The sequence below is a fragment of the Luminiphilus sp. nBUS_16 genome (assembly GCF_051201645.1).
In the GTDB taxonomy this organism is placed as follows: Bacteria; Pseudomonadota; Gammaproteobacteria; order Pseudomonadales; family Halieaceae; genus Luminiphilus.
The window spans coordinates 3,321,036-3,343,074 of the sequence record NZ_CP179205.1 but is presented as its reverse complement, the minus strand read 5'-3'; the positions used below and the strand labels follow the sequence as shown (position 1 = coordinate 3,343,074).

16 protein-coding genes are annotated in these 22,039 nt (G+C 52.8%); 10 read left to right on the top strand and 6 right to left on the bottom strand.

All coding sequences use genetic code 11. The annotated features are described in order from the left end of the window. The first annotated feature begins 2 nt into the window (after positions 1-2). The 3 genes from ACMAY6_RS14720 (at position 3) to ACMAY6_RS14710 (ending at position 3,163) form a co-directional block, all read left to right on the top strand. Positions 3-983, top strand: coding sequence for an aldo/keto reductase (locus ACMAY6_RS14720; protein WP_435213048.1), 981 nt, complete (start codon positions 3-5; stop codon positions 981-983). Next, positions 976-1,974 carry a TauD/TfdA family dioxygenase gene (locus tag ACMAY6_RS14715; RefSeq protein ID WP_435213047.1) on the top strand — a complete coding sequence of 333 codons (999 nt, stop codon included), beginning with the start codon at positions 976-978 and terminating at the stop codon, positions 1,972-1,974. Before ACMAY6_RS14720 ends, ACMAY6_RS14715 begins: the two co-directional genes overlap by 8 nt. 307 nt (positions 1,975-2,281) lie before the next feature. Beyond that, positions 2,282-3,163 carry an HAD-IIB family hydrolase gene (locus tag ACMAY6_RS14710; RefSeq protein ID WP_435213045.1) on the top strand — a complete coding sequence of 294 codons (882 nt, stop codon included), beginning with the start codon at positions 2,282-2,284 and terminating at the stop codon, positions 3,161-3,163. Positions 3,164-3,252: 89 nt separating this feature from the next. Here the strand turns inward: ACMAY6_RS14710 and ACMAY6_RS14705 are convergent, their stop codons facing one another. Both ACMAY6_RS14705 and ACMAY6_RS14700 read right to left on the bottom strand, forming a co-directional pair. Further along, the gene (locus tag ACMAY6_RS14705) at positions 3,253-4,479 is read right to left on the bottom strand and encodes a P1 family peptidase (protein ID WP_435213044.1); all 1,227 of its coding nucleotides are present in this window, start codon (positions 4,477-4,479) and stop codon (positions 3,253-3,255) included. 121 nt (positions 4,480-4,600) lie between these two features. Further along, positions 4,601-5,749 (bottom strand): glycine cleavage T C-terminal barrel domain-containing protein, encoded by a 1,149-nt coding sequence (locus ACMAY6_RS14700; RefSeq protein ID WP_435213043.1) that lies wholly within the window; start codon positions 5,747-5,749, stop codon positions 4,601-4,603. 198 nt (positions 5,750-5,947) lie between these two features. On the opposite strand from ACMAY6_RS14700, the gene ACMAY6_RS14695 reads away from it, so the two are divergent. The 5 genes from ACMAY6_RS14695 (at position 5,948) to ACMAY6_RS14675 (ending at position 14,955) form a co-directional block, all read left to right on the top strand. After that, positions 5,948-7,273, top strand: a complete 1,326-nt coding sequence (locus tag ACMAY6_RS14695; protein WP_435213042.1) for a spinster family MFS transporter — start codon at positions 5,948-5,950, stop codon at positions 7,271-7,273. Between the two features lie 63 nt (positions 7,274-7,336). After that, positions 7,337-8,578 (top strand): serine hydrolase domain-containing protein, encoded by a 1,242-nt coding sequence (locus ACMAY6_RS14690; RefSeq protein WP_435213041.1) that lies wholly within the window; start codon positions 7,337-7,339, stop codon positions 8,576-8,578. A 305-nt stretch (positions 8,579-8,883) separates the two neighbouring features. Then, entirely contained in the window at positions 8,884-10,740 is a 1,857-nt protein-coding gene (locus tag ACMAY6_RS14685) for an ATP-binding protein (RefSeq protein ID WP_435213040.1), read from the top strand. A 134-nt stretch (positions 10,741-10,874) separates the two neighbouring features. Continuing rightward, positions 10,875-12,089, top strand: a complete 1,215-nt coding sequence (locus ACMAY6_RS14680; RefSeq protein ID WP_435213039.1) for an MFS transporter — start codon at positions 10,875-10,877, stop codon at positions 12,087-12,089. Between the two features lie 457 nt (positions 12,090-12,546). After that, the gene (locus ACMAY6_RS14675; RefSeq protein ID WP_435213038.1) at positions 12,547-14,955 is read left to right on the top strand and encodes a TonB-dependent receptor; all 2,409 of its coding nucleotides are present in this window, start codon (positions 12,547-12,549) and stop codon (positions 14,953-14,955) included. Between the two features lie 61 nt (positions 14,956-15,016). Here ACMAY6_RS14675 and ACMAY6_RS14670 read toward each other — a convergent pair whose 3' ends face one another. Both ACMAY6_RS14670 and ACMAY6_RS14665 read right to left on the bottom strand, forming a co-directional pair. Further along, on the bottom strand, positions 15,017-15,955 hold the full coding sequence (locus ACMAY6_RS14670) for a hypothetical protein (RefSeq protein ID WP_435213037.1): 939 nt from the start codon (positions 15,953-15,955) through the stop codon (positions 15,017-15,019). Beyond that, complete coding sequence (locus ACMAY6_RS14665; RefSeq protein WP_435213036.1) at positions 15,955-17,952, bottom strand: tetratricopeptide repeat-containing sulfotransferase family protein; 1,998 nt, start codon at positions 17,950-17,952, stop codon at positions 15,955-15,957. Before ACMAY6_RS14665 ends, ACMAY6_RS14670 begins: the two co-directional genes overlap by 1 nt. Before the next feature lie 152 nt (positions 17,953-18,104). Here ACMAY6_RS14665 and ACMAY6_RS14660 point away from each other — a divergent pair, with 152 nt between their 5' ends. Beyond that, positions 18,105-19,277, top strand: a complete 1,173-nt coding sequence (locus ACMAY6_RS14660) for a YbfB/YjiJ family MFS transporter (protein WP_435213035.1) — start codon at positions 18,105-18,107, stop codon at positions 19,275-19,277. A 39-nt stretch (positions 19,278-19,316) separates the two neighbouring features. On the opposite strand, the gene ACMAY6_RS14655 is transcribed toward ACMAY6_RS14660, so the two are convergent. Continuing rightward, positions 19,317-20,624, bottom strand: a complete 1,308-nt coding sequence (locus ACMAY6_RS14655) for an amidohydrolase family protein (protein ID WP_435213034.1) — start codon at positions 20,622-20,624, stop codon at positions 19,317-19,319. Positions 20,625-20,764: 140 nt separating this feature from the next. Between ACMAY6_RS14655 and ACMAY6_RS14650 the strand changes: the two genes are divergently transcribed. Next, positions 20,765-21,322, top strand: coding sequence for an aspartyl/asparaginyl beta-hydroxylase domain-containing protein (locus tag ACMAY6_RS14650; RefSeq protein ID WP_435216055.1), 558 nt, complete (start codon positions 20,765-20,767; stop codon positions 21,320-21,322). 39 nt (positions 21,323-21,361) lie between these two features. On the opposite strand, the gene ACMAY6_RS14645 is transcribed toward ACMAY6_RS14650, so the two are convergent. Continuing rightward, the gene (locus ACMAY6_RS14645; RefSeq protein ID WP_435213032.1) at positions 21,362-22,027 is read right to left on the bottom strand and encodes a TetR family transcriptional regulator C-terminal domain-containing protein; all 666 of its coding nucleotides are present in this window, start codon (positions 22,025-22,027) and stop codon (positions 21,362-21,364) included. Between the last annotated feature and the right edge of the window lie 12 nt (positions 22,028-22,039).

The window sequence follows — 22,039 nt, the reverse complement described above, 5'->3', positions numbered from 1 at the left end:
TCGTGGTTGAAGATCGTATTCAGGTAGGTGCAGGACACATGCCGACTATTGGCTTAGGTTTGTGGAAGCTGCCCGAGCAATCTGTGGCCAGTACGGTGGTCGATGCAGTGGCAGCTGGCTATCGCCACTTAGACAGCGCGGCAGACTACGGTAATGAAAGTGCCGTGGGTGAGGGCCTGCGCCAGGCACTAAAAACTTCGAACGTGACTAGAGACGATTTGTGGGTGACTTCAAAGCTGTGGAATACATTTCATCGCCCAGAGCATGTTCGGGCTGCTTGTGAGCGTAGCCTAAAGGACCTTGGGCTCGACTGTCTTGACCTATACCTCATCCACTTTCCCATTGCGCTTAAGTACGTTGATTTTTCAGAGCGCTACCCACCCGAATGGATTCACGATCCCGAGGCTGAAAAGCCGCGTATGGAGCCCGATTTAGTGCCTATCGCAGAAACTTGGGGCGCTATGGAGGGTTTGGTCGAAGCGGGTTTGGTAAAAGAAATTGGTGTCTGCAATTTTAATACCGGATTACTCCATGACTTGATCGCATCGGCGCGCAGGAAGCCGGCACTTTTACAAATTGAGTCACATCCGTACCTTACCCAAGAGCGCTTGATTCGGTTGGCACAGCAATACGAGATGGCGGTAACGGCTTTTTCACCTCTGGGATCATTGTCCTATCTTGAATTAGGTATGGCTGAGGCTCAGGAGTGCTTGTTGGACGAGCCCGTTATTTGCGCCGCCGCAAACCGCTTACAGCGTAGCTCGGCACAAATACTGCTGCGCTGGGGCTTACAGCGCGGCACGGCTGTTATTCCTAAAAGCAGTCAACTCAAACGCCTGCGCGAGAATATCGATGTTTTTGACTTTAGCCTCAGTGATGCAGAAATGAGCGCTATCAGCGCGTTAAATCGGAACCGGCGGTTTAACGATCCGGGGCTATTTTGTGATGAAGCCTTCGGCAGTTTCTTCCCCATTTATGATTGAGCCAGATGCAGCAATAAATGCGTTACTGGGCCGTTTACCCTTTGCGTTCGCGCCAACCAAAGGTCCGAATGACTTCGTGCTTGCCCTGACGCCTTCAGGGAAGGGCAATCTTGCTGACTACTTGGCTGAGACGGCAACTGATGTGATGTCCCTACTGGATCAGGTAGGCGCTATTTTGTTCAGAGGTTTTCCTGATGCTGGCGACATCGGGTTTGACCAGTGCATTGGTGCACTAGATTTGCAGCCCTTTACCTATGCGGAGTCACTGTCTAACGCAGTGCGAAAAAATCGCACGCCACAGGTATTCACCGCAAATGAGGCGCCGCCAGAGCTGGAAATATTTTTACATCACGAAATGGCGCAGACACCGCTTTTCCCAAGCTATCTGTTTTTTTATTGCGAACGCGCCGCTGCTGAGGGCGGCGCGACACCCTTATGTCGATCAGATGACTTGATGACGGCATTAAAGCGGCAACTTCCCAGCTTCGTACAGCAATGTCGCGATCTCGGTGTGTCCTACACGCACACCATGCCGGCGCAAGCTGACGCAGGTTCGGGTCAAGGGCGCAGCTGGCTTGATACGCTGAGTGTTAATTCCCGCGCCGCTGCGGAAGCGAAGTTGCAGCAGCTAGGGTACACCTGGGTTTGGCTAGAGGGTGATGACCTGCGGGTAACGACTCCGGCATTACCCGCTATCCGACGCACGAGTACCGGCACAGAGGTCTTTTTTAATCAGTTGGTAGCCGCTTTCGCCGGTTGGCAAGATCTGCGCAACTCTGCAGCCAAATCGGTCTGCTTTGGCGACGGCTCGCCCATGCCGATTACTGATCTGAAAGAAATGATCACTATTGCGTATCAGCAGGTTTATGATCATCAGTGGCAGGCGGGTGATGTCGTTTTAATCGATAACCTGCGAGTCATGCATGGGCGGCGTCCCTTCTCAGGTGCTCGTACTGTATTGGCCGGTCTTGCGGGCCCCCAGCGTCACTAGCTGGGTTCTCGGCGTTCAGGTGCGGCATCTGTCGCGCTTTCGTCAACTTTCTACACTCCATTTTTTGCCCCCCGTCTAAATTTTTTTTTATTCGGCACGGTACTTGCTCACATCTCTTTGACACCGCGTAGGCAGCTGGTTACTTGCCGCGGGTTGACGAGCTTATAAGGACAAATAAGCGCCAGCAGAGACATTTAAGGCAAGGAGTGCCGGTAATGATTGAGTTTAGAAGAGACAGAAGGGATTGCACCGCAATGAAGCTTGGGCACTGCTGTGGTGCAGGGTATTCGAGTGCGAGGGGACCGCAGTGAGCTGCCCTGTGATTTACACCGACCTCGATGGCACGCTACTGGATCATGATACCTACGGACTTGATCGAGCAGGACCAGTCCTTCAAGCCATTCTGGCTCGTGGCATTCCAGTTATCCCTGTTACGAGTAAGACGCAGGCTGAAGTACAGCTGCTTTGTCAGGGCCTAGAAATCAACGGGCCATTCGTTGTAGAAAACGGAGCCGCCATCTGGGTCCCGCAAACCTGGGGGCTCAGTCGCCCCACAGGATCCGCAACTGCTGCTGGATATTGGTGTCACGTGCTGGGTAAATCTCGGGGATATATTCGCGGCCTTCTGGCCGGCTTGGCGGGGGAGTGGTCGGGTCGGTTTCACGCACTGAGCGATATGTCGGTGCGGCAAGTTTGCGCTGTGACAGGCCTCGATGAGTTTTCAGCGAGACGTGCCCAAGCTCGCCATTACAGTGAAGCCTTGCTCTGGCTGGGGTCGGCAACCGATCGCATGGGCTTCGTACAAGCAACCGCTGAGCTTGGCTTGCAGGTTGTTGAAGGGGGGCGGTTCTTGCATGTCTTGGCAGGGGGTGGAAAAGGCACTGCCATGCGTTGGCTGCACCAAAAAATTTGCAGAGATTTATATGCTGATGCCATCAGCATTGCTGCCGGGGACGCTAATAACGACCTTGAATTGCTCGAGGCTGCTGACCACGCGTTGGTGGTTCGTTCACCTGTTCACGAACCCCCTAAACCTCACAATCACCCAAAGCTTTACATCAGCAGGTTAGAAGGACCTGCGGGTTGGGCAGAGGGAATTCAACACATCATTAAGGTTATTGATCAGGAGAAAGGGCATGGCCGATTTTTATCAGAACGGCAGCATCACTACGCTGCACAATCTGGGTGAGCGCTCCACAGCGTGTCTAGAGCAGGAACTTGTTCAGCATGCCAAACGGCGCCCCTTGGGTTTGGTAAGCCCCCAAGCTCAATGACTCTTTATGGGGCGAACAGCTCGCGAACCTCGTCGTGGGGCAATCTGTGTACTCTGAGTCCATCAGCTCCCGTCACTGTGTCTGCTGCAACCATGGCGTTGACGATGGCCTCTTCCGTAGCTTGAACCGTTCCACGAAATAATGTGTCGAGTGCGTTGTTGGGAAATTGCTCAACCTTGTTAAATTGATCCTCATTAATTGCTCCGGCATTGCCCGTCGAAAAAGCGAGAAAAATATCACCGGACCCCGGGTTGCTAATAGCACCGAGTCGTCCCAGGGCTAGTGCTGGTCGCTTTGCTAATCGATTTAACTGGTGCGGCAATATCGGTGCATCGGTTGCTACTACAACGATAATTGACCCGTCTCGAGTGGGACTGTCTTTATCGAGTTCAGCACCACTGCAATAAGGGAACCAGGGGTTTTGGGGGGCTATACTGGGGTCGGTGTAGCAATGCTCGCCCACGGGTAGTTTTTCAGAGACCCACTGATCACCCAGACGCAGACTCTTCCCGCCCCAGTTGTAATTACACTGCACCAGAACACCAACAACATACGACTGATCTGCCACTGATACGATACGAGAAGCGGTGCCTATGCCGCCCTTGAATCCATTGCAAACCATGCCGGTGCCGCCACCCACGGCGCCTTCGGTCACCGGCCCAGCGGTGGCCTGTTCAAGTGCGCTGTACACATGAGGGCGTTTTACGTGCTGGCCATTAATGTCATTCAGCGCACCATCGTAGGTTTCCGCGACGATCGGCGCGTGCCAAAGTGCGGGCCATTTTTGATCCACCATCCAGCCTACGAAGGCATCTCGCACTATGCCCACACTGTGGGTATTGGTGATCCCTATGGGGCCATCGATTAAACCGCGTTCTTCAAGCCACGTAGTGCCGGTCATTTCCCCTGACGCGTTGAGGGTAAACCAGCCGCCGTAAACGCCTTCGGTACTGGCTTTTCCCCGAGGGTGAATAACGGTGACTCCCGTACGAATGGGACCCACACCGCGCACCAACGGGCCTTCTCCAGATATCAGCGTTTTGTGACCTACCTCGACGCCCATGACATCGGTGATGCCATTGAGGGGTCCTGGGTCGCCTGCAAATGGAATTCCTAAGGCTCGCGCACGGTCAGGCTCGGCAGCAAGCGGGGTAGCTGAACTCAGAGCCCAAAGTACGGCGGGTAAACTGACGTAGAAGCCTAATCGCCGCTTGTTAATTGGCCTTGGCATAACGGAGCCCTCTTCTTGAAAAAACATCTTCGTGCGAAAGTAACAGATGTGCTCGCGTAAAACTTTGACATCATTAAAGTGAAGTCCCCGAACCAACACTGCGACGGGAATCCAATCTTGCTTACCAAGTGGGTATTTTTTTCTCCGCGGGGAACCAAGGTAAAGCAACGACCTCGGCCTCGCGAATACCCTCGGGCAGATGCAATTCAATAGCAGTACCGGGTTCGGCATACTCAGCAGGAAGATTGACGAGAGCTATGTTGTACTTCAGCCGCGGCGAATAAACGCAGCGCGTTAAGTGGCCCGCAATGCGCCCTGTCACACTTACCGGTAAAAAGTGTTCATTAGGTCGCACGGGCTCACCCTGAAAATTAGCGCCTACCAATCGTCGCGATGTGCCCTCCTTCGCTATTTTTTGCAGGGCTGCCTTGCCAATGTAGTCATAGGGTTTATCGATATCGAGCAGTCTATCCATGCCTATGGTGAAGGGGTTGTCGGCGATGGTGATATCGGAGCAGTAGGATAGAAGCCCTCCTTCCATGCTGCGCGCTAACGAAGGGCAGGCAGGTTTAATGTTAAACTCTGCGCCCGCTGCCATGCACAAATCCCAAAGTTCGGTGCCCCGCTGTGCATCTTGCAAAATCAGCTCATACCCCAACTCACCGCTCCACCCGGTTCGGCTGAGGACCAAGGGAATACCCTGTAAGGTCACCTCACGAAATTGGTAGTAACCCAACTCGGTGGCGATATCACCAAATAATTTATGTGCGACTCGGGGGGCCAGTGGGCCTTGGAGCTGCAGTGGTGATGCATCGGGCTCGTGCACAGTGACATCTAAGGTGCTCATTGCGGCCGCCGCCTTGGCCCACAGCAGGACGTCCCCATCTCCCGGTGACAGCCAGAATCGATTTTCCTCCAAGCGAAACAGGACCGCGTCGTTAACGATGCCGGCATTTTCGTCAAGGAAGATCACGTAGCGGCAGCGTCCCACCGGGCAATTGTCTATATCTCTAGGTGTTAACAACTGGGTAAAGGCGGCGGCATCGGGGCCACTGATTTCAATTTGCCGCTCCGCGGAAACATCCCAGAGACTGACACCCTCAACAATTGACCAGTATTCCGACAGCGTGTCGCCATAGCTTGAGGGCATATACATGTGATTATAAATCGTAAATACGCCAGCCCCTGCCGCGACAGTCGCATCGTAAAAGGGGGACTTTCGCACTCGTGGCCCCAGTGTAATCAGGGGTGGGTTTCCGGCTGCTTTCATCGTAAGGTACTCCGCCTGCATCTTGATTTTTATTCGGTGGATATTGATCTGCGTGAAAGCGTTTTGTCGATCAAATTTTGAACTGCAGTCAGGTAAAAATGCCGCTTTTAGGCAATAGGCAATAGGCATTAACAATAAAAATCAGCGTGTCTAGGATCCTCACGGATGCGAGGCACCCAGCTAATTACGGGATATTTTATGGCAGATGGTCCAGCCAGCGGCACTTCAAGTCATCAGCAATCCAGCGGTGAACACAACCCCTATAAAACCCCCAAAGCGGCCTATTACGCCTTGGGTACTTTGACCGTGGTGTACAGCTTCAATTTTATCGACCGTCAACTCTTAGCCATTTTGCAGGAGTCCATCAAGGCGGATTTGTTGCTCAGTGATGCACAGCTGGGATTGTTAACCGGTTTCGCTTTTGCGGTGTTTTATGTAACAGCGGGGCTGCCTATTGCAAGCTGGGCCGACCGCAGTAATCGTCGCAATATTGTCTCGCTATCGCTGTTTATCTGGAGCTTCATGACCGCGATTAGCGGTTTCGCTCAAAACTACTGGCAGTTGTTGCTCGCTAGAATTGGTGTTGGGGTTGGTGAGGCCGGTGGCAGCCCCCCCTCGCACTCGATGATTTCTGACATTTTCCCTCCCGAGTCTCGGGCCGGTGCGCTGGGCTTTTACTCGACAGGGGTAAGTTTCGGCATCTTGTTTGGCTTTTTATTTGGCGGCTGGCTTAACGAATATTTCGGCTGGCGGGTCGCGTTTATGATCGTGGGGGTTCCCGGTGTGCTACTCGCACTACTGGTGCGGTTCACCATGGCAGAGCCGATTCGAGGGCTCAATGAAAAGCGCAAAGTTGCAGAGGGTAACGTTTCTATAAAAACTGTTATTGCCTTACTTTGGCAGCGCCGTTCTTTTCGCCACATGGCTATGGGTGCCGCAATGAACGCCTTCGCGGGTTACAGCGTCGCTAACTGGGTGGCGTCTTATATGATTCGCAGCTACCAAATGCCCACCGGGGAGCTGGGTACTTGGCTGGCACTGGTTATTGGTGTCGGTGGTGCTATTGGTGTATTCAGCTCCGGTGTCATTGCTGACCGCCTGGGCAAGCGTGACAAGCGTTGGTACATGTGGATGCCCGCGGTGGCTTGCTTAATTTCCTTGCCCTTTCAGTTTGGTATTTATCTGACCTCTGATCCTTATTTTGCGCTGATGATGCTGATTGTGCCCGGCATACTTGCCAACGCGTATTTGGGCGCAACTATCGCCACTGTGCACGGTTTAGTGGGTTTGAAAATGCGTGCCCTTGCCTCGGCAATTTTGTTTTTCATCCTAAACATCATTGGGCTGGGTGCGGGTCCTTCCTCGGTGGGCTTGCTCAGCGACTTACTTCAGCCTAGCTACGGTGTTGAGTCTCTGCGGTACGCGTTATTTATTTTGGTGCCACTGGCAATCTGTTGGTCCTGTTTTCACTACGTGATGGCGGCTCGCCATGTTCGTGAAGATTTGGCAGCAGCTCCCGATTAAAAGCTAGCGACAGTTACGCAGGCAGCGAAACATTTTATTCACTCAGCTTAAAGGAAAAAAAGCATGGTTCTGAGGGCTCTACCTTGGCTAATCCGGCGCAGTTTCTTCGCACTCATAGTTGCTCTGCTGGCAATGGCAAATTCGGCGTCAGCCGCCAGCAGTTTTTTTTCCGCACTCCTGAGTCAAGTGCAAAGCTTGCGCGTTGGTGTGCAAGGTGAAACAAGTAATGAGCAACCGCCCATAGCCGGACTTGATTTTTTTGAGGTTGACGGTGCCTTTCAGTCTTTTATCGATGACAGTGCGGTTTTTGATGGCATCAGTTACGTTGTGGTTGATGCCAAAGCGACATTGCATACGGAAACGTTTGGTGACCACACTGAAGATCTCGTAGTGATGTTGGCGTCAACCAGCAAAGTGCCTGCGGTAATGACCCTGCTCGCCCTTGATGAGGATTCTAGCGTCTCGTTTTCTGTGGACCAGCCGGTCAGTACGATATTGCCCTACGAGGGCGTTTATACCGACCGGACCATTGTTCAAATGGTGAGCAATACGACAGGTATACCGGGCCTCTCGGCACTTAATAGTTACGGGAATCCATTTGGGCAGACGCTGGAGGACCTCAATCATCTTTGCACCTTTGCCGCCTCCGACTTTGTCGAATTTGAGGCCTGCGGACAGCAGCTATTAACTAACGAGCTTGCGGCGAGTCAGCCCGCGGGGGATAGCTTTGACTATGGTGGCAGCCAATGGCAAGCAGCGGGCGTTACTGCCTCGGTGGCGGCCAATACCACTTGGAATCAGCTGGTCGATCAATACTTGGGGGTGCCCTGTGGCCTCGAGGTGTTTACTTTTGGCAATCCCTGGCAAGAGCTCAATTTAGGGATCTCCAGTTTCAACGGCACCGTTGAGAGCCTGCCGGGACAAAGCAATCCACATATTGGCGGCGGGGCCATCACCAATCTCGCCGATTATGCCAAGTTACTTCAGGTGCACCTCAACGGTGGGTTCTGTGGTGATCAGCAAGTCCTCAGTCAGGCGGCACTCGATCGTATGCGGGTTGATCGAGGCGGAACGGTATCGATAAACCCCACCCCTTACGGCATGGGTTGGTGGATTTCTTCAGATAACCCCGGTGTATATGACGATCCTGGAGCTTTTGGTGCGATTAGTTTTATTGATGTTGAGCGTGGTATTGGGGGCTACATCGCCATTGATGATTATTCAAGGGAGGATGCCGGCGCACCCGTTGATTTGGTTCGACAAACGATAATTCCACTGATTCAAGCTGTTATTGATAGCCGCTGAGCATCGGGTTACTTTGGTGTGTCCCTTGAGTATGTTCTGGTGGGCTTTGGGCTACTAAACTTTGAGGTGGATAAACATTCGAAAATTAGATTTCCAAGAGTTGCGGACCGGCGACGGTTTTAAGAGGAACAACCTTTGGATTTCTGCTGTGTTTTTCTTCGCGGTACATGCCGCAGGGCTGGCGCTATGAAAGCAGCCCAAATAGGTGCAACCACGAATCTGATGCCGCCGATCACGTTTAATCCTCTGCGGCTGAACACTGCCCGTAGCGGCCTCCAAAGTACCGATAAAAGCGTCGGTGTTTGATGGCCGAGGTTACTGACAATGCCCCGGAGTCCAGCGCCGAGATCGCCAGAAATCGCTACCTGGATATTCTGCACCAATTCACTTTACGCCAATCCAGTCTGACCAAATTAGAAGATATTGTTTGGAATATCGCGAAGACAGCGATCGCTGAGTTAGGGTTCGAAGACTGTGTGGTGTACTTACTGGCTGATGATGGGGAGATGCTGAAGCAAGTCGCAGCACACGGCCCCAAAAACCCTGTAGACCGCGAAATATTCCACGAAATAACCATCCCCGTTGGCCAGGGTATCGTCGGGCACGTTGCACAGACGGGTGAGGTGCAGCGCATCGACGATGCCCGCCTTGATCCCCGTTATATTGAAGACGATGATTTTCGGTTGTCTGAACTCGCGGTGCCGATCAGTCATGAGGGCAAAATCATCGGCGTCCTTGATTCAGAGCATCACGCCGCCCATTTTTTTACTGATGAGGATGTTCGTCTTTTCACCACCATAGCCTCATTAGCATCGACACGTATCGATACCGCACTGACGATGGACCGTTTGGAAAAAACCGTCGCACACCTCGAGGAGACTCGTCGCGCTTTAGAAATACAGGCTAAAGAGCTCGGCGAGGCCCGTGTGGCTGCCGAGGCAGCGTCAGTCGCGAAAACCAATTTTCTTGCCAACATGAGCCACGAGATACGAACGCCGATGACTGCCATTGTCGGCTTTGCCGATCTGTTAGCAAAAGGCGCAAAGGACCCTCACGAACAAGAGCAGTGGCGGGGTCAGCTCACTCAGAACGCTCGCTACCTTCAAGACCTTATCGGTAATGTGCTCGATATGTCTGCGGTGGAGGCGGGAGAAATGTCGCTTAAGTTTGAAGCGATAAAGCTGCTACCCGTCGTCACTGCTACCGTTGAAAATTTGAGGGTGCGCGCAACAAGCAAAAATGTGGGCTTGGAAACTGTGGTCAGCGGTGCGCTACCCGATGCCGTTATCACGGACCAGCTTAAGTTCAGAGAAATTATCGTTAATCTTCTGAGTAATGCGATCAAATATACTGAGCGGGGCACCATTACTGTGACCCTTTCGGCAGAAGATCGAGGTGCCGAAGCAGTACTGTCTGTGGAGGTGTTAGATACGGGAATTGGCATTGATCCCGCGCAGATGAAAAATCTGTTTCTACCTTTTAGCCGGGTGCACGATACCCACCACAGGGCTGGTATTGAAGGTACTGGACTAGGGTTGGCCCTTTCTCGCCAGATTGCAGGGGCCTTAGAGGGCGATATCGTCGCGGCTTCAAGTCTGGGTGAGGGCTCGAAATTCACGTTGACATTACCTGTTGAGTTACCGGCAGAAACCCATTGGTCTGAGCATCTTGAGACCAATCCTTTTGCGGTTGACTGGCCTAAGTTTTCAGCAGATCTCTCGGTTCCGGGCACCAAGGAATTGCAGGGCCTGCGCGTTATAGTGTGTGAGGACAGTGCGCCCATAGCAACTTTATTGGAAGTGGTGCTGAGTACTGCGGGCGCGACAATGACTCACTGCGCCAACGGTCTAGAGGGACTGCGCTGCTTTGAGGAGCAAAATGCATCAGATGAACCACCTGACCTGATTCTTATGGACATGCAGATGCCGATTATGAATGGCTATGAGGCAGCCCGGCAGATTAAAGTGGTTCGGCAAGATATTCCGATCGTGGCACTGACCGCGTTTGCCCTCGCGGAAGATATTGATCGTTGTATGGCGGCGGGCTGCGATTATTACCTCACCAAGCCGATACAAATCGGCACGTTCACTGAAGAATTAAGCAGCATTTTTGAGCGTTTTAAAGCGCAAAAATGCGAGTTGTTTAGCAGTGATCGGGTTTAATGTTTACGCCTCCCGGTGTCCTCATACACATACCAGGTAGGGCAACGTCGAGTGGTTGCACCACCGGGTTCAAAGCTCTGGTACGGACAAACAAACCATGAACTGTTTACGGTGGACTTCTGAGTTGGCTGAAGATGGATAGAGAATCGCGACGGGAGTTATTGAATCGGGATTTGCTGCTGCTCCTCTGCAGCCAGGTGATCTTTGTTTCAGCGGGGGCGATGACCGTGACCATGGCCGGTATTGTGGGTTCGCGTCTGGCACCGGATGCTGGCCTCGCCACGCTACCCGTGTCGTTCATGGTGCTGGGTACCGCCCTGGCCGCTTTTCCCGCCGCGCAATTTATGCGCCACCTGGGGCGGCGTGCCGGATTTGTCAGTGCTGCACTTATGGCCTTGCTGTCCTGTGCCCTTGGTTACTGGGGCCTCACTCTGGGTTCCTTCAGTCTGTATTGTGCGGGCACCGGCACCCTGGGTATTAGCGTGGCATTTAGCCAACAGTTCCGCTTTGCGGCAACGGAAACTGTGACGCCGGGACAGGCCGGATCTGCGGTGTCATTGCTTCTTCTTGGCAGTGTAGGCGGCGCTATTGTTGGGCCTGAGTTAGTGGCTCGAAGCGAGCAAATAATCCCTGAGGGCGGCTTTGTTGGCGCGCTGTTGGGTGCCGCGGTGCTGTTTGTGCTGGCAGCTTTGCTTTTGAGCCAATTATCACTGCGGGGCGGGGGGCGTACTGCTGAAGTCACGCCTAAACCTGTCGATGTGAGCTTGAGGGGCATTCCGCCACTGGTTTGGCTTGCCGTAGCCGCAGGGGTTGTGGGTCAAGGAGTGATGACCTTCGTCATGACAGCGACACCGGTCTCGATGCACGTCATGGATGGCCACAGTCTGGGTGACACTGCCGGCGTGGTCCGGGCTCACGTATTGGCTATGTATCTTCCATCTTTGGTGTCCGGCTGGCTGATTGCCCGTTTTGGTGCACGCTCTTTGCTTGCCGGGGGTATCGTTATTTTTGCGGCGACTATGGCCGCCGCCTTGGCGGGGCAAACGGTATGGCACTACGGGTTGGCGATGGTGCTTCTGGGCGCGGGCTGGAATTTTCTATTTGTAGGGGGCACCACGTTGCTGGTTCAAAGTGCCCATCCCGATGCGCAGCTTCAGCTTCAGGGTTACAACGACACCGCGGTATTTGGCAGTGCGGCGGTGGCAAGCTTTGCCGCTGGGGCAGTCCTTGAATACTTAGGCTGGGAAATGGTGGTTATAAGTACCCTGCTGCCCGTTCTCCTTTTGGCGGCGCTTTGGCTTCGACTGAGATCCGCCCCTTTGCCTAACTATGAGGCGTCCAATGCCTAGGCCCAAATCAGCGCAACTGCCTACCTAAACCTGTAGGGCAAACTACGAAATAGGGGGCTTGCCGTGCATCTTTGTATTTTACGTTGCTTAACAGCATGTTGATTGTTACTCGGCAAAATAGCCGCAAAGCGCGGTGCCATTTGAGGTTTGACACTGGCTTTGATGAGGCTTCTTCAAAATTCTCCCGGCGCGTACGCTGCAATTAAGGTCCTGTTAGCAGTCGCGCTGTCTCAAGCTGCACACGGAGTCGTTTTACAGCGCGTCAAAGACTATTAATTTTTACCGTGCAATCCCTCTTGTAACGTTGTAAAACTAGGTAGTAGCCCCATGACCCGATGATCTATTGTCGATGCGGTGGCGGCACAGCACCTGTCAGAAAGGCCGTGCAGGCGGCTCTAGGCGCTGCAATTAATGAAAAATACGTTGAAAAACAACGAGATATTTAAGGGACCCAGTCATGACATCTGACTTATCAAAGAAAGACAGTCGTTTTCACCCTTCAGCCATTGCCGCAGGCGTTGCCGCAGCGATAGGTGCAACTGCCCCTGGCATGACCTTTAGCGCGGAATTAGAAGAAGTCGTGGTAACCGCTCGTCAGCGTGCAGAATCTTCCCAAGACATCCCAATGATGGTGCAATCGTTGTCTGGCGATGAAATTCAGAAGCAGGGCATAACGACCCTTGAGGATTTCTCCCGACAAGTCGCGGGATTGAATATTTCAACCACGACTCCCGGACAGAACACGATTGTTTTCCGAGGAGTGAGCGACGGGGGCGGTTTCCTCGTTGATCCCACGGCAGCGATCTATCTCGATGAGCAACCCATGTCGATGACTTCGATGGCTCCCGACATTTACCCCGTTGACCTTGCGCGTATTGAGGCTTTGGCGGGACCGCAGTCAACACTTTACGGCGCCTCTTCTCAGAGCGGAGCGATTCGTGTCATCACGAACAAACCCGACCCGGATGCCTTTAGCGCTAATATCGGCGCTGGCGTTTCCTCCACGTCAAGCGGTGGCACAGGCTATGAATTAGACGGCGCGGTTAACATTCCTCTGAGCGACTCTGTAGCGATTAGATTGGCGGGTTTCAGTGCCCAAGATGCCGGATTTATTGACAACGTTTTGGGCAACACCGTCGTTGATGATGTCTTTGGCTCAGGCCTAGGTGGTCAGAAAAACAACAGCGCTTATGTTGACGACGATATCAACCAAGTTAATTGGTTAGGGGCTCGCGCATCGATTCGCTGGTTGGTTAACGATAACTGGAGTGTCACAGCAACGGCGAACTATCAGGACCTAGAGTCTGATGGCTTCATGGACTATGACCCCAATGTCGGTGACCTGCAGACCGTTAAATTTGCCAAGGAAACACGAACTGACGAGTGGATGCAGACCAGTTTAGTGATAGAGGGTGATTTAGGCTTTGCTCAGCTGGTTTCGGCAACGTCCTACTACGACCGGGATACGTTTTATGTCCATGACACCCAGTCTTACGCGGCTTACTTTCACTACGCCTTTGGTCTTTACTATGGCTACGCCGCCTATGACTTTGGTCTAGATCCCACCGGCTATTTGATCAACGATCAAAACAACGAAAGCCTGACGCAGGAAATTCGTTTGGCCGGCAGCACGGATCGTATTAATTGGACGGTCGGTGGCTTTTGGCAGGAGTCCGAGGAATTTTGGGATTTCTATACCTACGTAGACGATTATCGCAACTCGGCTGCCTTTGACTACTGGAGCTCTTACTACCCCGGTATTGCACCGACCGATGCCTGGTGGAATTCTTTCCAAGCGACCGACAGAACGGACAAAGCTGTTTTTGGTGAGATGGATGTTGTTCTGCTTGAGGATCGATTAACGGCCATACTGGGCGGCCGGTGGTACGAAGTTGACCGCGAACTGAGTTATACAGTGGAGCGCCCCGACGCCCGGGTTGATCAGCAGCTACCCAACCGAACCGCTTCGGATGACGGCTTCATTCCCAAATATGGTCTTGAGTTACAGGTGCTCGAGGACGTTATGGTCTACGGCGTTTACTCAGAGGGCTTCCGGGTAGGAGGCACCAACCGCGGTCGTGGTTTGGATCGAGGTGGCCCAACGCTACCCGTCGATTACCAATCGGACATTCTTGAAAACACCGAGTTTGGTCTGAAGTCTACGTTCTTCGATGGCCGTGTGGTATTCAACGCGGTCTATTACACGATGAAGTGGAATGACATGCAGATTGAGGTGACTGATCCCAGTAATGCTCTGGGCACTTTCAGTGTGCAAGACGAAAATGGCGAACCGCTGTATGGCAACATTCCCTTCCAGATCGTTGTGGGTAACGTAGGTAACGCTACCGTAAAAGGTCTTGATCTCGAGTTTAAGGCACTGATTACCGACAACCTAGAAGTGGGCTTCAACCTAACCGATATTCAAGACGCTTATGTTGATGGTCAGGAATTCTATGACGAGCCTCGTGCTCAGGGCGGCAAGGTGCCCTCGGGCTTGCAGCCTCGATCAAGCCTGCCGTTGTTCGCCGATACCAGCTATTACCTCTACGCCGACTATTCAGGCATTAATATATTGGGCGGTGAGGCCGGCATACGCTTGCAACACAGTTACGTAGGCGAGTCGTTGAACCAGTTAACCGATGGCTTTACGTCACCCCAGCGTATTCAAGGCGATTACGATATTACTGACGCCATACTCTCCTTTGAGAGCGGCGATTGGCAGGCTCAGCTGCGCTTTAGTAATTTGACCGACGAGCGTGGCATTACCTATCAGGACACCTCTGACTTCGATACGGTGTGGGGGGGTAACAGTTCTTCGGTGATACGGCCAAGGAACTACTCACTCACAGTGAGAAAAGCTTTTTAGGTGGTAACCACTGACAGAAAAAAGGGCGCCATAGGCGCCCTTTTTTCTGGGAAGGGTTTTTCTATGGCCAGCGACTGGGCCAGCACTCCAAGCCATGAATGGCGTTGCGAATATCGAGGGTCAGATTAACGGCGGTTAAACGCTTACCCGCTTTGACGTCAATAATAGCAACGGTCGAGGGAGACGAGCCTGCCGCAATCAGTTGATCATTAATGACGCACAGGCCTCGGCCGAAGCCTTGTCGGGCAATGCGGCTGTCATCGACGCCGCGAGACTCCAGTGTTTCAGAGTCAAATTCTGGCACTGGCACTGCGCTGCCCTCGGCGCTAGGGGATACATAGCGCACTACGTCGGCGCCCGTATCGTTAAACAGCACGCCATCTTCAAAAGGCTGGGCGTTATGACAGCCTTTGGGCAGACTACAAAATTCGGAAACCGTGAGATCGGCAGATAGGGCCAGTAGCGCTTGAGTATTGAGGCCACTGAGATAAATGCCATCCTGATCCACTTTCACCATATTGATGTGGTACGAGTTAGTGAAGGCGGGGCCACCCTGCGCTCTTGGGTCAAAGGCTTGCGCCACCCACTGGCGGCCATCCTTTGAAAAATAGACGCCCCAAACGAACTCTCGTGTGTGCAAATTAAAGGCTAGCAGAGAATCAAAGCCGGTAGAGGTGAGAAATAGCAGATGATCTCGTCGGCAGATCTCGTGGCAGTGGCGCAAATAGGGGTTTCGGTAAGAACCCACTAGCTGGAAGTCAGGTGTGTAACAAAACAGTTCATCGCTGGCCGCAATCCACAGCTCATCGTCGGTAAATTCGATGCCGCGAAGCCCTCGGTCCCAGCCGCGACCCGAAAAGTCGATATCCCCAGTATTCCAATCTATTTTTTGGTCTACCTGCTGATTATTAAAGTCGATGAGGTAAACGCCGCCATGGCTTTGACCCTTTTCTGAGCCTCGAACGACCGATGTGGCAATAAATTTGGGTAATTTCGGCATCAGTTTTCTAATCTGTCTTCTTCTGGAAGCACGGGGCTTAGGATTTCTTGTAGCTCATTGAGGTGGCTTCCAAAGCGTTTCCAAGTGCCAAGTGCGCCTTTATAAATGGGTTGACGTACTTGCTCTGAACTTGCGGTTCTAACGGCGCGCTCGGTTTCATGAAAATTGACGCAGCCCTCTTCAAAAGGCAGCTCACAAAAGGCAAGAATACGCTTTACCTCTTCCTCGAGATTCTCGACCACATTTTCATACTGAACCCGCAATACTTGACCGGGTAACACGGTATTCCAATGGGACATCATGCGGTCGTACTCGAGGTAAAATTCGCCGAGCTCAAAGAGGTCATAGGTGAATGTTTGTCCCTTGGCGAAGTGCTGTTTGAAAGAACCAAAACAGCTGTCCATTGGGTGGCGCCGGGCATCAATAATTTTTGCGTTGGGCAAAATAGCTTTAATAAAACCCGTGTACGCAAAGTTGTTGGGCATTTTGTCGGTAAAGAAAGGGCGGCTACCTCGGTGTCGCTGGGTCTGCGTCAGGTATTTTTCCCCTAGTTGCGCCAGCTCCTCAGGTGTCATGTCCTCCATACACCCCGGGAAAACTCGCCCGGTTTTAGGCTCTGTAAGCCCTTGGGCAATGACCGAAATGTCGGGTAGTTCGCTGGTACCGTCAACCAGAGAGTGGCTGGCGAGAATTTGTTCAAGCAGCGTTGATCCAGAGCGGGGAAGGCCTACGATAAATATCGGGTCGGGCCTTTTGCAGCCATAGTCGCCCTCACGATGCCGGGCAAAAAAGTCATCATCAAAAATCTCGCACATGCGCCGGTGGGCGACCTCGGTCTGGACTGGATCGTAGGCAATGCTATCTCGATGAAGTTGATTAGCCAGGGCGTAGTGCTCAAAGGCGTCGTCGTACTGTTTCTGATCTTCAAACGCCTTGCCCAGGGAGAACGCAAAGTGAACTCGGCAGTCTACCGGCAGTTGCTCGTTAGCCAAGCGGGCTCGCATATCGTCAATTTCGTCGTTATTGAAGCGAAACGTTTTCAGGTTTGAGAGGCTATAGTAGGTTTCGCCAAAATTGGGTCTGAGCTCAATGGCCTGTCGGTACGCTTCAATGCCGCCTTCTTGGTCCCCCACCGTTTTAAGAACGTGGCCAAGCCCAATGTGTGCCCCGGGTATTTTTGGATCGAGAGCAACAGCTTTTTGGTAGGCATCGACGGCGTCTTGGGGTCTGGCAGCCATCGCTAAAGCTGCGCCGTAATAATAGTGAGTCAGGGCGTTATTGGGTTCAATATTGACCGCATCTGAGAGTATCGACACAGCTTCTTCGTAATGATGCAGCTCTTTGAGTACGGTACCTAGGTCGTGCCAAGCGGCGACAAAACGGGGTTTGGTTTCTGTGATGCGTTCAAGAATGACCCGCGCGTCGTCATAGCACTTGGCCATGATGGCGATTCTTGCCAGCAGCAGGGCAGCATTTACGTTATCGGGATTTTCACGAACTAGCGCTTGGGTGAGTTTCTCCGACTCCCTAAATTTACCGGCAATAAATAAACGGGTGGCCTCCTCAAGCTTGGCTTGAACCGGCGAGAGGGTTGCCGCTTCCTTAAGCGCAGCATCAGCTTCTTCGACGCGTCCCAGTTTCTGATAGGCGCCGCCCAGCTTGCTGAGCAAAGGCGCGTGGGGAGGGCGCAACTCCCGGGCGCGCTCGAGGTACTGTAGTGCCTCTTCGGGGCGATTAAGGTTTAACAGAACGGTACCCAGATCTTCCTGAGCCTTGGCATTCCCCGGGGTCGTACGCACCGCTCGCTCTAGTAGCACTTCAGCTTCTTCTAGCTGATTACTTTCGGCAAGGAGCCAGCCCAGCAGTGCCACAAAATTAATGTCTCTTGGATTTTCTTCGAGCGCTTGGCGGCAAATAGCTTCCGCCTCTTCTCGGGCGCCGCCTTTGAGGAGCTCGACCGCGCGGTCAAAAATACGTTTTGGGTGTGGCGAAACCATGGCCTAGCAAGCTCCTGAACGGCAGATTGGTGCTGGAAGACAGTGTGCCAGATTTCTGGCTCAGCGGCATGATCTGCGGTTGCTATACGTTCATGTCAGTGCCAGAGTGCCTATGATCTAACTCACCGCACCTCTGCTAGGGATAAGCGTTAATGGCCGTGACCGATAGCTCGATAGCTCGTCAAAACCCCTTTGATAGCAGAGGCTCTTTTTTACTCAGCTTATATATGACGTTGGTGGGCTACAGTGTCCTTGTGGCACTACCCGCAATTAACAGTGCTTGGGTCGATCAGCTGGGTTTTAGTGATGTCGAGGTAAATCGTGTGGCGTCATCTGACCTGTTGGGTCTCTTTTTGGGCTCGGTAGCGGTAAGCCTCTTAATAAGCCGGTTGAGTCGGCGCGGGTTGATTTATGCCGGTATCGCCATTGCCATCGCGGCAAACGGGTTGTGCATTTATTTTACCGATTACACCGCAATGTTGATTTTGCGAACCTTGGCAGGTTTCGGTGCCGGGCTCTACACCGCGGTCGCTGTGGCGAGTTTGGGTGCCCGTTCTAAGCCTCGAGAAGCGTTTAATTGGATGCTGCTAGCCTTTGCGTTTTCGCAGTTTATAGAGTTACAAATGATCCCCCATTTGAGCATGACGGGTATTTATACTTTCTTTATTGCGACCTATGTCGTGACACTGCCATTTGTAGGGGTGATGCCATCTGAAAAACTGGCGAAACCCGAGGTTACGGTGACAAATACAGAGCAGCGTCCTGGAGTGCTGGCGTGGGTGGGAGTTTTTGCGATCGTCGTGGCCTACATTAATATCGGGGCGTATTGGTCCAATATTGAGCTTGCGGCGGAGGCTGGTGGGCTCGATGGCGACTGGGCTGCCCAAGTAATCTCCTGGAGTGTGCTGCTGTCTTTTGTTGGCTGTTTTGGAGCAATGTACGTGCTGAGGCACTTTGATCATGATCGCCCCGTTCTCGTGACCTTCGTGCTCATGGTGATTGCGGTGGGGTTGCTCGCCGTTGATGTGTCTGCAGGGTTTTTTATCTTCAGCGTGGCGATGTTTAATTTTCTTTGGATATTTATCGACGTCTATCAAATGGGGGGGGTCTCTGCGGCAGATCGAACAGGCAGTGCCGCTGCTTTTATTCCCGGCGCTCAGGGGTTGGGCCAAATGCTGGGTCCCCTTGCCGCCTCATTCTTGTTGGAGCGGGGGGGTGGCTTTGATGACATTTTCATTCTTTGTGCCTGCGCTTCAGCAACGGCACTGCTGATTTATACGCTGAGCTACTTGTTCACCCGAGAGCGTGTTGCTGGATCAACCTAAAAGTCGATCCTACGCTTTAACTCGACGAATAAGAAAGGGTTAAGGGTACGACGCCCTTTGCTGCGCTGCCTCGTCCCAGCGCACGATTTGACCGCCTTTCATGACGAATGTTGGATTTTCCAGCAGTGACAAGTCGGCGAGAGGATTGTCCGAAACGGCTATTAAATCAGCCCAGCGGCCGGTCTGTACCGAGCCAACTTGTCCGCTCCAATTCAACATGTCGGCAGCTACTGAGGTTGCCGCTTTAATCGCAGCCATGGGCGACAAGCCGGCTTCGGTGAGTACGGCAATTTCACGCGCATAGGCCTGAGGATCAATGTTGTACCCACCAAGATCAGAACCTACCACCACTTTGACCCCCGCCCGATGAGCCCGACCGATCAAGCTCAGCCACTCGTCCCGGTAGTTGAGATACACGTCGTCGTTTTTATCTTGCGCCAATAACTTGTCGGTGCCGGCGTAATAATCACCGACATAAATGGTCGGTACCAAAAATGTCCCGTGTTCCACCATCAGCTCTATTGAGTAGTCGTCGAGATAGGTGCCGTGCTCTATAGAGCGTACACCGGCTTCAATGGCCTGATTGATGCCGGCATTGGCATGGGCATGGGCTGCCACGGGTACACCGTGACGGCTAGCTTCCGCGACCGCCTCAGCGAGTTCGTCGGGACTAAAGGCAACGTTTTTAGGGTCGTCACCGACCGAGTGAAAGGCTCCGGTGACCAAAATTTTGATCCAGTCAGACCCAAATTTTATTTCTCGCCGTACGGCGCGGCGGACTTCCATGGGGCCATCGACAATATAACCGTCGCTGATCATGGCCTGTTCTGGGGAGAGGTAGTTGATATCGCCACCACCGCCGGTGATCGATAAATAATGTCCGGCACCGGTGATGCGAGGCGCTTGGTGAACCCCTTCACTAACCGCTCTCGCGATATCCTGATTGCCAAAAAAGGCATCGGCGTCACCCATAACTCTGACGGTGGTCCAGCCGTGCTGGAGCATGCCCTGCAGGGCTGCTAATCCGAGAAGCGTCTTGTAAGCAGAGGAGCCTGACAAATGGGCATTTTGATAATTGTCACCGTATATAAGCGGGTGCTCGTGTCCATTGATGAGGCCCGGCATCAGGGTTTGCCCGGGTAAAGCGATTTGTTTGACGTTTGGAGACAGCGTGTCGACGTCAACCACATCCACAATGTATTCCCCTTCAATTAACACGGCCCGCCCCTGTTGGGCATGGTCACTCAAACCATCGATTAAAGCGTCGGGTACTAAGGCTAGGCGTTCGGCCATGGCTGTTGGGGCAAGGGCCAGCAAAAGCAGGGAAAAAAGAATAGGACGTCGCACGGTAACTCCTTGATTATTCGTGGGTGCAGACCGGCACCTTTATTTTCATAGTCGCTTGAATGGTGCTCGATCGCTACCTAACTTGATCGTTACCGAAATAGTCGCCATCATCACTCACTCAATCGAAATCATTGGTGACTATGGATATCGGCGTACCCATAAAAGACTTAGGGTCTTATAACATTGACCCCCTGCGCGACAAAATACTGTCTCTGCCAGAGGAGGCTTGGGCTGGCAACGAGTTTCGTCAACTTGAGTATGAGGTGCATGCCCACACACAGTCGGTTGTGCTGGTATTCACTGATGGACACGGCTGGCCCAATATCGAAGTGAGTAAAGAAGTGGGTTGGGACTTGCTGGCCGAAGAGGCGGTGCCCCTAATGCACAAAATTTTGGAAGATCATTACCCGCCAGGTGGCACAATTATTCGGGCGATGGCGGCAAGGCTGCAGGCCAACGGCGTTATTAAACCTCACAACGATAAACACCCGTCCTTTCACCACGGGCACCGTATCCACATTCCGATATCGAGCAATCCACGGGTGCGCTTCATGATCGATGGGCGCCCGCAGCGTATGCAGATTGGCAGTGTTTACGAGATTAATAATCAGAAACAGCACAGCGTTATGAACAAGGGTAGCGAAGGCCGTATTAACTTTATCTTTGACTACATCCCGCCGGGGAATATCACCCGGTAGCGCAAAATTTTGCAGGGTTTTAGGTGCCAGCTTGAAGTGTTAGCTGAGGTGCTTGGGAAAGGCCTGCTGTAAATAAGCTCTGGCTAAACCTTTGCTTCTCGCCTTGGTCAGTACTCGCGGGGCAATCAGCAGGTTTAGCCATAAGCCGTCGATTAATGCCAGGTAGCCTGTCGCCAGCTGTTGGGGGTCGCGATCTTGGTAGTGACCTTCGTTGATGACAGCAGCAAACAGCTCTTCGACCTTTTGCATCGACAAGCGGTCGCTGCTGGAGCAGATTTTCTGGTAGACAGGGCGGGCGCTCGCTTCGCCATAATAAGCAAACCAAACGGCCATTTTTTGCCGTTGGGTGACACCATGACTCAATTGGAAATCCAACAGCCGCTCGAGAGTGTCGGCAAGAGAGGCCTGAGACGTCCCACTTTCAGGGATCAGAATTGCCAGTAATCCGTCGTTATATTCTTTGGTGACATGACGCAGCGTCTCAGCGAGTAGGTTTTCTTTACTCTGAAAGTGCAGGTTGGCAATCCCAAGGCTAAGCCCGGCTTCGCGGGTGACCAGCTGCATGGTGGTGGCCGATAATCCATGTTGTGCAATGCACCGAATTGTTGCGTGAATTAACTGTAGGCGTCGTTCCGAACGTGAACGTATTTGCCGACGCTTCTTTTCGGTTGGTATCGTTGCTGTAGGTGGGGAAGCTGATGTCAATGGACAAACTTA